Origin of the sequence: uncultured Shimia sp. (assembly GCF_947493595.1) — a bacterium.
Taxonomy (GTDB): Bacteria; Pseudomonadota; Alphaproteobacteria; order Rhodobacterales; family Rhodobacteraceae; genus Shimia.
Genome location: NZ_CANLRL010000001.1, coordinates 89,739 through 102,003 on the forward strand (window position 1 = coordinate 89,739; position 12,265 = coordinate 102,003).

The following is a 12,265-nucleotide window of genomic DNA, read 5'->3' on the forward strand; positions in this document are numbered from 1 at the left end:
TTCACAGGGTGGTCAACTCGCCGTCAAAGCTCACAAGCGTCACGCGGCGCAAGTGGGCGGCGGCCTTGATCGCTCGCACCTGATCCAAAGGTGCCAAGGTCAGCGCTGTGGAGAGGGCGTCCGCCCAAGCTGCTGTGTCTGCCTCAACCGAAACAGAAGACCACTGTGGCCGCGCCGTTGGATGCAGAATATGCCCGCGCTCTCTCAGTGGGGAAGTGCCTGTGTCGGATGTTGCAATCGCTCCGCGCGTCAGTGAGCGTTGCCCCAGCAGGCCATGTTGGGCGTCTTTGATGCCCAGCCGCCAGGTCCCGCCAGTGCTTCGATACTCACCAATGTTGATTAGAGCGGCGTCAAACCCGTTGGCGTCCAGCATCTCGGCCACAAGATCGGTGGCGAACCCTTGTGCAATCCCGTTGAACGTCAGGGCCTGATCTGACTGCAAGGCAATGTGGTCGGGCGTGAACTCAACCCGTTCCCAACCAATGCTCTCTAGCGCTTTGTCTGTTGCGCCACCGTCCGCCAGGGCCTGCCAGAGCGGCTGTACCGTTGGATCAAACAAGCCGTCAGTGACTTGAAACGCTGCGTCTGCCAGTGTCATCAGGGTGTGAAACCTTTGGCTCGGCTGTAGCTGCTTGGCTTGGTTGAGACGGGTTAGCGCGGAAGCAGGGTCATACAGGCTAAACGCCGCCTCCACGTCTTTAATCAGCCTTTTAGCGCGTTCCAGTATTGGCTCCGCAAGTTGCACTGGCCCCGTGAGCGTGATGCTGACCTCTGCACCCAGAGCAAACCCTTGCCAACTGTGGCGCTGTGCCAGGGCAGGGCTGCCCGCGAAAGCTGCGGCAATGGCGAGAAATCTGCGGCGGGTTAAGGTCATTGTGCGGCCATCTGTTGTTGGCGTTTCTTGGCGGCAAGGATCAACGGCACGCATTGTGCCGCATCGTCGTGAATGGTCACGCAGTCCAAACATTGGAAACACTCGGAATACGCCACCGCCCCGGATTTTTTGATGGCGCCGTAGCTGCATTTCACCCGGCAGAGCTGACAAGGGGAGCCACATTCTGCGCGTCGGGCAATCCAGTCTCTCCCGCGCAGCAGCCCGCCAATGGCCATCAGCGCGCCCAAGGGACACAAGTAACGGCAGAAGCCTTTGAACAGCACCATAGACAAGGCGAGCAGGCCGGCGGCGTACGCCACGTAATACCATTCCCGGACAAAGAACGTCGTGATGGCGGTTTTGAACGGTTCGACCTCGATGGCTTTGTCCAAGGCGGCAGGGGCCATAAACAAGAGCGCAAAGAGACCGGCGAGAAGCACGTATTTCAGGTACTTTAAGCGGGCATCCCATTTGGCGTTGGGGGTGATTTGCGGCACCCGCAATACTCGCCCAAGGTGGTGCGCAAACTCCTGCAAGGCCCCAAACGGACACAACCAGCCGCAAAACAACCCGCGCCCCCAGAGGGTAAAGCCAATCAAAGTTGCGGCCCAGATCATCAGGGAAAACGGATCATAGAGCAGGAAAGCAAAGGATCCGCCATCCACCACTGTGCGCGCAATCGCCAAAGGTGTGGCAATGGACAGCTGCCCCTGTCCCCACCAGCCAATGAAACCAGTGACAAACGCCAGCGTTGCCAGACGTAGGGCGGTGAAGTGCCGATGCCCAGCCAGCGCATTCATCCGCCCACTCAGAACAACAAGCAGCCCCCCGAGAAACCCGCCAAGCACAATCAAGTCAGCCTGCCGGTTGCGCAGCGCATCCACCCAGGGCGGCGTGGGCTTGACCACCTCGGGGCGCAGGTAAAACCGTTCCGGCGTGCTGTGTGTGACGTCCAGTGTCACCGAACCGATTTCCGGTTGAAACGAGCCATGCGCCCGCAGCGCCTTCACCTTCAGCGTCCACGCGCTGGCGGGATCAAACCCCAACCGCCGATCCGTGCGCAGGATCAGTGCGGCGCCGTCATGCAACGCCTCCGGCACATCGTCGTTCAATTCGATAAAAATGTCGCTGTCCCGAAAGGCGATCGGAAACCCGCCTTGCTCTGCACTCAGCAGATCCGGGGCGGTGTTGCGCACAAAGTCATCGGTCACCAATCCATGACGCGCGGTTTCGATCACCAGCACCGGCTCGTCCGTCGTGGCGATGGCCATGAAGTCCTGAAGCTCTTGGAAAGCGTCCGGGCTCAGTACCGCCTTGGCAATCGACGGCGCACCGATATCGACCACCCAGAAGTCCAAATACGGCGCATCCGGTTGTTCTTGCGCTTCCAGATCGTCCTCTTCCCAGAGTGTGCCTGCAAAAGCCGTGTCCATCTCGTGATTGAGCACGGTTTTTTGTGTCACCAAGCCCTGTGACACCAGATCGTCCCAGGTCAGCGCCTCGTGGTGGTCGGGATTGGGCGACGCGGGCGGCCCGGTGGCAATCCCGCTCATTTTCTCCCGCGCGACCTGAAGCGCCGCCGCAAGAATGCTCTCATGGGCAATGCGCACCGAAGCGGTGCCTTTGGTCACCCCGTCCAGATACACCAAGGCGGATCCGTCCCCACCGCTGCCATAGGGCGTGCCCACCACCAGACTGTCTGAAATCGAGTGCCCGCGATATTGTTTGAAGAAGTCGTAGAACAGTTTTTCCGGCAGGCCAGACACAAAGATCGGCTCGTTGTGGGACAGCAGCTGAACATCCAGAAACCGCCCGTCCAAATCCAGCACCACCAACAGGTTGATTGCCGCACCGGAAAACCCGGGCAGGGGGGCCATGGGTTCGGTTTCAAACACATACCCGGCTTCTGCGCCGCCGGAGTTCAACAGCTGCCAAACTCCATTGTCGTTCACCGCCTCGCCAAGGCTCATCGGCGGCACAATGTAGGGCTCTAATGCCTCGCGCGGCAACGGTTCCGCCCCCAGGCAGAGGGCAGTTACGCACCAAAGCAGTGCCGCGCGCAAAACAGAGAGGGCCGGTGACCAGACAGACATATCCGGAGCCTAGGCAGGAACCAAAGCGCCCCCTATTGGACTTAGGTCGCAGAGCCGCAGAATGGCTTTGCTCGCAGCTTTTTCCCTGTGGCACAGTAGGCTGTATGATCAAGTCTCCTGCGCAAGCCCTTCCTGTTGTTGTCTCGCTTCTGGGATTGGTGGGGCTGTGGGCGCTGGTCGCCAGACTTAGCAATGATCCCACGGTTTTACCGGCACCCGGCACGGTGTGGCAGATCCTGCTTGAAGAAATCGCCAGCGGAGAATGGCAAGAGCATATGCTCGCCACCTCCGGCCGGGTGGCGGCCGCTTTTACCTTGGCAATGGGACTTGGCACGGCGTTGGGCCTGGTCATGGGTCTCAACGGGGCTGTGAACCGCTGGCTGTCGGCTTGGGTGTTGGTGCTGCTCAACATCCCGGCCTTGGTGGTGATTGTGCTGTGTTACCTCTGGATAGGCCTGAACGAGGTGGCTGCCATCACCGCGGTCGCCCTGAACAAAACCGCCATGGTGGCGGTGACCATCCGCGAAGGCGTGCAAGCGCGCGATGGAGCGCTGGCGGATATGGGGCGCGTGTTTGAGATGCGCCGGCTCACTTACCTACGTCACGTGCTCTGGCCGCAACTTTGGCCTTTTGTGGCAACGGCCATGCGCAACGGGCTGGCGATCATTTGGAAAATTGTTCTGGTGGTCGAGTTTTTGGGGCGCAGCAACGGGGTGGGGTTTCAGATCCACCTCTATTTCCAACTGTTTGAAACCGGCTATGTGCTGGCTTACGCACTCAGCTTTACCACGTTGATGATATTGATCGACTTCGGCCTGATCCGCGCGCTGGAGCACCGCGCCACCCGCTGGCGTGCAGTCACAAGTTAGGCGGAACAGCAGTGCAAACAGCCGCACAGAGCCAAAGGCAGCGATGATATTTGTAATATGCGCCAATGTGATGATGGCGGAGACGAAGGGATTCGAACCCTCGATACCGTTTCCGGTATACTCCCTTAGCAGGGGAGCGCCTTCGACCACTCGGCCACGTCTCCGCGGACCCGTATATTTGCCACATCCCGCGGACACAAGGCCCAAAACTCACGAATTTCAGATTTTCCGCGTCCAAAGTTTCGCTTGCCCCGTCAGAGCGAAATCAAACCTCGCAAGGGAGGGGCGTGACGTTTTATGCTGCCGTCAATCAAAGCTTCGGGAGGATTGGAAGTGAGCATGGATGAAGAGCTGTTTCAAAAAGGCTTGGCGGCACGCAAGGCCACGTTGGGGGCCGAGTATGTGCAAAACACGCTTGATAACGCAGATGATTTTCACCGCCCGTTTCAAGAGGCCATGACCGCCTGGTGCTGGGGCTTTGGCTGGGGGGATGACACCATTGATGCCAAAACCCGTTCGATGATGAACCTGTCGATGATTGCGGCGCTGGGCAAAATGACCGAATGGGAAATCCACCTTCGCGGCGCCTTGAGCAATGGGGTCAGCAAAGATGAGGTGCAGTCGATCATCCACGTGATTGGAATCTACTGCGGTGTGCCCCAGGCTCTGGAGTGTTTCCGTGTGGCCAAGCGCGTGTTTGCCGAACTCGAGGCCTAGGCATTGGCCTACGCTACATAAGCAAACGTTCAGCCCTTCTTGGCGCCGATCTTCGGCTCGGTGCCAACCCGCAGACGGGCAATGTTTTCATGGTGGCGGGCAAAAACAATGACCGCAAGTAGTGCTGCCAGAACAACCGCGCTGCCGTAGCCCAGAACCAGCATCCAGACCGCGCCCGATGCGGCGGCCACTAAAGCGGAGAGCGACGAAATCCGGCTTACTGCCGCCGTCGCCAGCCAAGTCAAACAGCAGGCAATGCCCACCGGCCACGCCAGCGCCAACATCAGGCCCAAAAAGGTTGCAACGCCCTTGCCACCTTTAAACTTTAACCACACCGGATAGCAGTGGCCCAAAAAGGCCATGAGCCCGGCCACCTGAGCCGCATCTTCGCTGGCCATGGCCCGCGCGATCAGCACAGACACGGCCCCTTTGCCGCCATCCAGGATCAGGGTCAGCGCAGCAGCTTTCTTACTGCCGGTGCGCAACACGTTGGTGGCGCCAATGTTGCCAGAGCCTATTTCGCGCAGATTGCCCAGGCCCATGAGCTTGGACAAAACCATGCCAAACGGGATCGACCCCAGCACATAGCCAACAACCGCCCATAGCAGCAGGGCAGGCAACGCAGTTTCCAAAACGGGCATCAGTCTCTCCGGTAAACGGCCGCACCGGCCACGTAAGTTGCCAGCACCTTACCCTGCAGGCGGGCACCGTCAAACGGGGTATTCTTGGACTTGGACTTCAACTTGAACCGGTCCAGCACAAAGGGCGCATCCGCATCAAACAGCACCAGATCCGCAGGCGCACCCGCGTCCAAACGGCCGCTGTCCAGACCCAATCTCTTGGCCGGGTTTAGCGCCATGGCGCGGAACAGTTCCGGCAAGGTCAGGTCGCCGTTGTGATAAAGCCGCAATGCGGCAGGTAACAGTGTTTCAAGCCCCACCGCGCCGGAGGCAGCCTCTTCAAACGGCAACCGCTTGCTTTCCTCATCCTGCGGCGTGTGCATCGAGGAAATTGTGTCAATCAATCCGGATTTCACCGCCTCAATCAACGCCAAACGGTCGTCCTCCGCGCGCAGCGGCGGCTTGATTTTGAAAAACGTCCGGTAATCCGCCACGTCCAACTCATTGAGTGTCAGATGGTGGATCGAGGTGCCCGCCGTCACGTCCAATCCGTTTTTCTTGGCGCGTTCCAAGGCGGGCAGGGCGCGAGCAGCGGTGATCTGATCTGCGTGATATTTTGCGCCGGTCATCTCCACCAGCGCCATGTCACGATCCAGCCCCATACGCTCCGCCATCGGTGACACGGCGGGCAAGCCGCGCAGCGCCGCAAATTTTCCGGAGGTGGCTGCCGCGCCCTTGGACAAGCCCGGCTCCTGTGGATGTGCAATCACCAAAGCGCCGCAAGACCGCGCATAGCTTAACGCACGGGAAAACACTTTGGGGTCTGTCACCACGTGATCACAATCGGTGAACGCCACAGCGCCCGCGTCCAGCAAAAAACCAATCTCCGTCATCTCGCGGCCTTCACGCCCCTTGGTCAGCGCGGCCATTGGCAACACATTCACAGGCGCAGCCTCATTGGCGCGGCGTTCGACAAACTCCAGCACCTCAGGCGTGTCAATCGCTGGCAACGTGTCAGGGCGCGTGACCATCGTGGTCACGCCACCAGCTGCGGCGGCTGCGCCTGCGGTTTTATAGCTTTCCTTGTGGCGCTCCCCCGGCTCACACACCTTCACGCCAATATCCACAATCCCCGGCGCCAGGCACTTGCCGCTGCAATCGACAACATCATCTGCTTGCGGTGCGGCCCCGTAGCCCACTTCCGCGATGGCACCATCGGCAACACGCACCCAGCCGAGGGCGTCGCTGTTCTTGACCGGATCAATCAAGCGGGCGTTTGTGAAAAGCGTGCTCATTGGTGATCTCCTTGAGCCGATGCGCGGCGTCTTTGTGCCGTTCGTTGTTGATAAGTCAAGTGGTGGCCCCGTTCATGACGCGCTCAATTGCGGCCATGGTGGCCTGCGGGTCCGCTTGGTATTTGATCAGGTGCTTGTCGCCGTTTTTGGTGACCACCTGCACAAAACTGCCCAGTTTGTTCAGCTCGGCAATGTTGGTGAGTGAAATCGCGCGGCCTCCGGGGCCAAGCAGCCGTTGGTTGGTCAAATCCCAACGCACGGCCAATTCATCGGACATCAGATACCCTGCGCGGACCACAACGGCGGCCAAGCCGCCAACAGCCCCGGTCCAGACGTAGGGATTTCCAACCGCCCACAAAATGCCCATGCCTGCAGCCATGGCGCCTGCGGCGATCCAGGTGTTGGTGCGAATGTAGCTGCTGCGGTTGCCTTGGAAACTCTCCAATACGGTCTCGCCGTCCAGAAGCTCTGCGGTAGGTGTCAAAAGATCAGGCATCACAAAATCCAAAAGAGAAAGCCGCCCAAAACAAGGGCAACAAGGGGCAAGGCCAATATGGCTAACAGCAAAGTCAGATGTGGGTTGGAGGAGGGCGCAGGTGCCACGGCCCCTTGTGTTGGCGCGGGGCCCTTGGCGCTGGCGTCGGGCAGCGGTTCAAAAAGCACCGGCGCGCCCTCTTCATTGTATGTGCCAATCCAGCGTAGGGGGGATTTGGGCGTCAATGTCTGCGCCACGCCATCAAAGGCGGCGGACACCACCACAAGCACCCAGCCGCTTTGCGCTGATAGGCGCGCGCTATCCTCGGACACATCTTTTTGCGCAATGCCAAGGCCTTCGACCATATAGCCGGTGAGCCCCATCTCTTCGAGATCGCTTACGGGAAAAAGCTCGATGAAGTCCTCATCCAGATAGGTGAAACCCAACGCCTCTTTCAAAGGCCAAGACAGCAACGCGCCATCCACGCCATTCACTTGTGTGCGAAAGGCCTCAATCTCTTCTGACGGCACGTCAACGGCGAACAGCCGCACCAATCCGCGTTCTGAAGAGGAAACCTGCACGCGCGTCAGCCCCCGATCCAGACAACCAGGCCAACAAAGGCAAACATCACAATCAGGGCAACAGTGGCGACACGGCCGCTCATTTTAGGGTCTTTGGGATCTTCCATGGCTTACGCCTCCATCACCTGTTGGGCGCGGGTTTCGCGCAGGTTGCGGGCCAAAAGGTCCATGGCCGCCATACGCACGGCCACACCCATTTCCACCTGCTCCTGAATGACCGAGCGGTTGATGTCGTCGGCAATCTCGCCGTCAATCTCCACGCCGCGGTTCATCGGGCCGGGGTGCATCACAATTGCGTCGTCTTTGGCATGGGCCAGTTTGGCTGCATCCAGACCATAGCGGTGATAATATTCGCGCTCAGACGGAATAAACCCGCCGTCCATGCGCTCTTTCTGAAGCCGCAGCATCATCACCACGTCAACACCTTTGAGGCCTTCGTCCATGTCCTCGTAAATCTCTGCGCCAAATTCAGCAAAGTTGCCGGGCACCAGTGTCGGCGGCCCGATCAGGCGCACGCGGTTTTCCATCTTGCCCAGCAGGATCAGATTGGAGCGCGCCACACGGCTGTGGGCGATGTCGCCACAAATCGCGATGTTCAGGCGGTGCAAACGTCCCTTGGCGCGCCGAATGGTGAGCGCGTCCAACAACGCCTGTGTCGGGTGCTCATGCCGTCCGTCTCCCGCGTTCAGCACCGCACAATTCACCTTTTGAGCCAGTAGGTCCACGGCGCCGGAATGCGGGTGTCGCACAACCAACAGATCCGGGTGCATCGCGTTCAGCGTCATCGCCGTATCAATCAGCGTCTCGCCCTTTTTGATCGAGCTGGCCTGCATCGCCATGTTCATCACATCGGCGCCCAAGCGTTTGCCAGCAATCTCAAAACTCGCCTGCGTGCGGGTGGAGTTCTCAAAGAACATGTTGATCTGTGTGAGGCCGGTCAGCGCATCGGAGTGCTTTTGCGCGCGGCGGTTTTGATCAACGTATTGATCCGCGAGGTCCAGCACGGTGGTGATCTCTTCAGGCCTGAGCGGCTCGATCCCCAAAAGATGCTTGTGGTCAAAGCGCATGTGCTGCTCCTTTTGCCGAGATTGGACCGCTTATAAGAAGGGGGAGGGGGCGGGGCAAGCACCCCTCTACGCGATCAAAGACTTTGCGCTCTTTTGTCTGCGCCGCTGGCGGTCTACTCTGCGGCCATGGAATCGGCTTTGGACTATCATACGGCGCGCGCCTTGCTGGAATGGCATGTGGAACTCGGCGCCACCGAAGCCATTCTGGACGCGCCTCTGGACCGCTATGAGGTGCCCAAAGAAGACCCCAAGAAAAAAGCCGCAGCCGCCGCATTGCCGGAGACACCTGCCGCGCCGGTGCGCAGGCCTAAGATTGATCCGGTGGCCGAGGCGGAAAAGGCCGCAAAGGCCGCTGGTGATCTCGCCGCATTGGAGCAGGCGATGGCGCAGTTTGAGCACTGCACCCTCAAACGCGGTGCCCGCAATCTTGTCTTTGCGGATGGCAATCCAGCGGCGCGGATGATGATCATTGGGGACGCGCCGGACCGTGATGAAGACCGGGAAGGCAAACCGTTTGTGAGCCGCGCAGGGGCGCTTTTCGATAATATGTTCTCAGCCCTCGAAATGGGCCGCGATGTACCAATGAGCAAAGATGCGCTTTATATTGCGCCGGTAGTGCCATGGCGCGCGCAACGTGGCGGCGAAGTGCCGGCCCCGGTTCTGAAAATGATGCGCCCGTTTCTGGAGCGCCATATCCAATTGGTGGCGCCGGATGTGATTGTGTTGATGGGCAACGCCGCTTTGGAATGTGTTTCCGGCCAACGCGGCATCAGTCGCGCCCGCGGGCAGTGGCAAACTGCTTTTGACAAGCCTGTGCTGCCGATGATGAACCCCGCTGATTTGCTGCGGCGTCCGGCTTTAAAGCGGGAAGCCTGGGCTGACCTGCTGAGCCTGAAGGCCAAGTTGGACGAAACATCATGAGAATCCTCGCCTTTTCTGATCTGCACCGCGCAGCACCCGCAGCCCGCCGCCTTGTTGAGATGAGCCAGGACGCGGATTTGGTCATTGCCGCGGGCGATTTCACCAACCACCGCAAAGACTTGACCGGTGCGCTGGATCTGATCGCGGGTATCACCACACCGATCATCATGGTGCCCGGCAACAACGAAAGCGAAGACGAGCTGCGCGCCGCCGCGCCCAACAACGCCACGGTTTTGCATGGCGAGGCCACCATCTTCGAAGGTCTCAACATTTTTGGCCTCGGCTATGCCGTGCCCGTCACGCCCTTCAAAGACTGGTCCTGTGACCTTGACGAGCCCACCGCGGCCAAAATGTTGGCCGCCTGCGAAACCGTCGATATCCTGATCAGCCACTCGCCCCCCACAGGCCATGTTGATGTGACCTCCACCGGGCTGTCGCTTGGCTCCAAGGCAGTGCTTGAGGCAATTGAGCGCATTGCGCCGCCTTTGGTCCTATGTGGTCATATCCACGATTGTTGGGGGCAATCGTCACAGGTTGGCCCGTCCAAAGTTGTGAACCTCGGCCCCACCGGCACCTGGTTTGACATCGCCCCATCCGCTTAGGAGGCATTTATGGGCCGCATTGACGAAAGCAAAACCTTCATTCCGGTGAAAATCGCTGTGCTCACGGTGAGTGATAGCCGTGAGCTGAGCCAAGATCGCTCCGGCGACACTCTGGTGGCCCGGTTGGAGGCGGCCGGCCACATCCTCGCGGATCGCACAATCATCAAAGACGAGCGCGCTGACATCGCGGCGCAGCTGCGCGCGTGGTGCGCCAATGAGGCCATCGACGTGATCATCTCTACCGGCGGCACCGGCTTGACGGGGCGGGACGTGACGGTGGAGGCACACCGCGATGTCTATGAGAAAGAGATTGAGGCCTTTGGCACCGTCTTCACCATGGTCTCGATGCAGAAAATCGGCACATCTGCCGTGCAATCCCGCGCCACAGGTGGTGTGTCCAATGGCACCTATCTCTTTGCGCTGCCCGGCAGCCCCGGCGCGTGCAAAGACGCCTGGGATGAAATCCTGAAGTACCAGCTCGACTACCGCCACATGCCCTGCAACTTTGTGGAAATCATGCCGCGGCTGGATGAGCATTTGAAGCGCAGCAAATAATCTTGCACCTCCGTCAACTTTTTTGACAAAAAATGTGACGGAACGTTCGCTGACATCCGTATCACCTATGCGTGCCTTGGCTTTTGGTCTGGGCAGGCGCATCATGGACTGTACCACCGACGCTGGGAGGCGAGGCAGATGAGATTTTTGCGGCAAAGTCTGACGGGGCTGTTTTTGCTCTCCGCCACTGTGGCTTTGATCCTCTATGCGGGCAGTCTTGTGTTTAATGCTGTCGAAGAGCGTATGGCCCAAGAGAGCAAGGGCCCGCCCGCCCGCGAGCGCGTCTTTACCGTTAATGTGAAAATCGCAGAGCCCGGCGCCGAAACGCCGGAGCTTGTGGCCTTTGGCGAGGTGCACAGCCGCCGCTCTTTGGAGGTGCGCGCGGCCGCGGCGGGCACTGTTGTCTTCCTGTCGGAAAACTTTGAAGACGGCGCCACGGTCAATGCCGGTGAGGTGTTGGCTAAAATCGACCCCACAAAAGCCCGCTATGCTTTGGATCGAATTGCCGCTGATTTACAGGATGCGGAAGCTGAACAGCGCGATGCTGACCGCACGCTCATCTTGGCGCAGGACGAATTGAAATCTGCCGAGGCACAATTGGGGTTGCGGCAGAAAGCCTTTGATCGCCAGATTGACCTGCAAGATCGTGGGGTCGGCACCGCAGCCTCCGTGGAAGTGGCTGAACTGGCTCAGGCCGCCGCCCGCCAATCGGTGCTGTCTAACCGCCGCGCGTTGGCGCAGGCCGAAGCGCGGGTGGATCAGGCGGCCACCCGTTTGGATCGCACCAAAATTCAGCTGGCTGAAGCACAAAAGGACCTCGACGACACGGTGATCACCGCTGATTTCTCCGGCACGCTGTCTGAGGTCAACATTGTCCAGGGCGGGTTGGTTTCCATGAACGAACGCCTTGCCACGCTGATTGACGCTGAGGCGCTCGAAGTGGCGTTTCGTGTCTCCACCACGCAATATGCGCGGCTGCTGGATGACGCCAACAATTTGCATCGGGCCGAGGTCAATGTGGCCATGGATGTGCTGGGCGCCGACCTGACCGCCACCGGTGTGATCACCCGCGACGCGGCCGCAGTTGGGGAAGGCCAAACTGGGCGGGTTTTATACGCCCGACTGGACGGTCCCCGTGGCCTCAAGCCCGGAGATTTTGTCACCGTGCGTGTGCGAGAACCAGAACTTGAGGATGTGATCCGCTTGCCTGCGACCGCGATCAACGCGGTTAGCGAAGTTCTGGTGGTCGGAGATGGCAACCGCCTGACCACGCAAAATGTGCGCCTTGTGCGCCGTCAGGGCGACGATGTTCTGGTGCGGGGACGCGGTTTGGCGGGACAGCAAGTGGTCACGCGCCGCACACCGCTGTTGGGCGAAGGCATTGCGGTGAAGCCTCTGACCGGCGAAGAGAAAATACCCGATGCGCCCGCCATGGTGGCTTTGAGCGATGAAGAGCGCGCCAAGTTTGTTGCCGCAATTGAGGCCAACGGGCGTATCCCCTCAGATGCCAAAAAACGCATGTTGCAAGCGCTCAGCCAGCCGGAGGTGCCTGCGCGCATGGTGGAACGCCTGCGCAGCCGGATGGGGGGCTAAGCC

Annotated in this window: 13 protein-coding genes and 1 tRNA gene; 6 read left to right on the plus strand and 8 right to left on the minus strand. The window is 59.7% G+C overall.

The annotated features are described in order from the left end of the window. Window position 1 precedes the first annotated feature (1 nt). Window positions 2–874: an FAD:protein FMN transferase gene (locus Q0955_RS00460; RefSeq protein ID WP_299418647.1), complete on the minus strand. Its 873-nt coding sequence runs from the start codon at window positions 872–874 to the stop codon at window positions 2–4. Then, window positions 871–2,967: a 4Fe-4S binding protein gene (locus tag Q0955_RS00465; RefSeq protein ID WP_299418649.1), complete on the minus strand. Its 2,097-nt coding sequence runs from the start codon at window positions 2,965–2,967 to the stop codon at window positions 871–873. The genes Q0955_RS00460 and Q0955_RS00465 overlap by 4 nt, the downstream gene beginning before the upstream one ends. Window positions 2,968–3,071: 104 nt before the next feature. Between Q0955_RS00465 and Q0955_RS00470 the strand changes: the two genes are divergently transcribed. Next, the gene (locus Q0955_RS00470) at window positions 3,072–3,836 is read left to right on the plus strand and encodes an ABC transporter permease (protein ID WP_299418651.1); all 765 of its coding nucleotides are present in this window, start codon (window positions 3,072–3,074) and stop codon (window positions 3,834–3,836) included. A 74-nt stretch (window positions 3,837–3,910) separates the two neighbouring features. Here Q0955_RS00470 and Q0955_RS00475 read toward each other — a convergent pair. Beyond that, window positions 3,911–4,000, minus strand: a tRNA-Ser gene (locus Q0955_RS00475). A 175-nt stretch (window positions 4,001–4,175) separates the two neighbouring features. Between Q0955_RS00475 and Q0955_RS00480 the strand changes: the two genes are divergently transcribed. Further along, window positions 4,176–4,553 (plus strand): carboxymuconolactone decarboxylase family protein, encoded by a 378-nt coding sequence (locus tag Q0955_RS00480; protein WP_299420992.1) that lies wholly within the window; start codon window positions 4,176–4,178, stop codon window positions 4,551–4,553. A gap of 29 nt (window positions 4,554–4,582) precedes the next feature. Here Q0955_RS00480 and plsY read toward each other — a convergent pair whose 3' ends face one another. The 5 genes from plsY to Q0955_RS00505 all read right to left on the minus strand — a co-directional run bounded on the left by plsY (window position 4,583) and on the right by Q0955_RS00505 (window position 8,591). After that, window positions 4,583–5,194, minus strand: coding sequence for a glycerol-3-phosphate 1-O-acyltransferase PlsY (gene plsY, locus Q0955_RS00485; protein ID WP_299418652.1), 612 nt, complete (start codon window positions 5,192–5,194; stop codon window positions 4,583–4,585). Then, entirely contained in the window at window positions 5,194–6,468 is a 1,275-nt protein-coding gene (pyrC, locus tag Q0955_RS00490; RefSeq protein ID WP_299418653.1) for a dihydroorotase, read from the minus strand. Before pyrC ends, plsY begins: the two co-directional genes overlap by 1 nt. Before the next feature lie 55 nt (window positions 6,469–6,523). Further along, complete coding sequence (locus Q0955_RS00495; RefSeq protein ID WP_299418654.1) at window positions 6,524–6,964, minus strand: hypothetical protein; 441 nt, start codon at window positions 6,962–6,964, stop codon at window positions 6,524–6,526. Next, a complete protein-coding gene (locus tag Q0955_RS00500) occupies window positions 6,964–7,524 on the minus strand; it encodes a hypothetical protein (RefSeq protein ID WP_299418655.1) in 561 nt (186 codons plus the stop codon). The genes Q0955_RS00495 and Q0955_RS00500 overlap by 1 nt, the downstream gene beginning before the upstream one ends. A 110-nt stretch (window positions 7,525–7,634) precedes the next feature. Further along, complete coding sequence (locus Q0955_RS00505) at window positions 7,635–8,591, minus strand: aspartate carbamoyltransferase catalytic subunit (protein ID WP_299418656.1); 957 nt, start codon at window positions 8,589–8,591, stop codon at window positions 7,635–7,637. 93 nt (window positions 8,592–8,684) lie between these two features. Between Q0955_RS00505 and Q0955_RS00510 the strand changes: the two genes are divergently transcribed. The 4 genes from Q0955_RS00510 (at window position 8,685) to Q0955_RS00525 (ending at window position 12,262) form a co-directional block, all read left to right on the plus strand. After that, a complete protein-coding gene (locus Q0955_RS00510) occupies window positions 8,685–9,512 on the plus strand; it encodes a uracil-DNA glycosylase (protein ID WP_366140640.1) in 828 nt (275 codons plus the stop codon). After that, window positions 9,509–10,114, plus strand: a complete 606-nt coding sequence (locus Q0955_RS00515) for a metallophosphoesterase (RefSeq protein WP_299418657.1) — start codon at window positions 9,509–9,511, stop codon at window positions 10,112–10,114. Before Q0955_RS00510 ends, Q0955_RS00515 begins: the two co-directional genes overlap by 4 nt. Window positions 10,115–10,123: 9 nt before the next feature. After that, a complete protein-coding gene (moaB, locus tag Q0955_RS00520; protein WP_299418658.1) occupies window positions 10,124–10,669 on the plus strand; it encodes a molybdenum cofactor biosynthesis protein B in 546 nt (181 codons plus the stop codon). A 138-nt stretch (window positions 10,670–10,807) separates the two neighbouring features. Continuing rightward, window positions 10,808–12,262, plus strand: coding sequence for an HlyD family efflux transporter periplasmic adaptor subunit (locus Q0955_RS00525; protein ID WP_299418659.1), 1,455 nt, complete (start codon window positions 10,808–10,810; stop codon window positions 12,260–12,262). Window positions 12,263–12,265: the final 3 nt, after the last annotated feature.

Excerpts from the sequence above, each read along its gene's own strand:
- Q0955_RS00460 (WP_299418647.1), bottom strand. The coding sequence starts at position 874 with ATGACCTTAACCCGCCGCAGATTTCTCGCCATTGCCGCAGCTTTCGCG.
- Q0955_RS00495 (WP_299418654.1), bottom strand. The coding sequence starts at position 6,964 with ATGCCTGATCTTTTGACACCTACCGCAGAGCTTCTGGACGGCGAGACC.
- Q0955_RS00525 (WP_299418659.1), top strand. The coding sequence starts at position 10,808 with ATGAGATTTTTGCGGCAAAGTCTGACGGGGCTGTTTTTGCTCTCCGCC.
- Q0955_RS00480 (WP_299420992.1), top strand. The coding sequence starts at position 4,176 with ATGGATGAAGAGCTGTTTCAAAAAGGCTTGGCGGCACGCAAGGCCACG.
- moaB (WP_299418658.1), top strand. The coding sequence starts at position 10,124 with ATGGGCCGCATTGACGAAAGCAAAACCTTCATTCCGGTGAAAATCGCT.
- Q0955_RS00465 (WP_299418649.1), bottom strand. The coding sequence starts at position 2,967 with ATGTCTGTCTGGTCACCGGCCCTCTCTGTTTTGCGCGCGGCACTGCTT.
- Q0955_RS00505 (WP_299418656.1), bottom strand. The coding sequence starts at position 8,591 with ATGCGCTTTGACCACAAGCATCTTTTGGGGATCGAGCCGCTCAGGCCT.
- Q0955_RS00470 (WP_299418651.1), top strand. The coding sequence starts at position 3,072 with ATGATCAAGTCTCCTGCGCAAGCCCTTCCTGTTGTTGTCTCGCTTCTG.
- Q0955_RS00515 (WP_299418657.1), top strand. The coding sequence starts at position 9,509 with ATGAGAATCCTCGCCTTTTCTGATCTGCACCGCGCAGCACCCGCAGCC.
- pyrC (WP_299418653.1), bottom strand. The coding sequence starts at position 6,468 with ATGAGCACGCTTTTCACAAACGCCCGCTTGATTGATCCGGTCAAGAAC.
- plsY (WP_299418652.1), bottom strand. The coding sequence starts at position 5,194 with ATGCCCGTTTTGGAAACTGCGTTGCCTGCCCTGCTGCTATGGGCGGTT.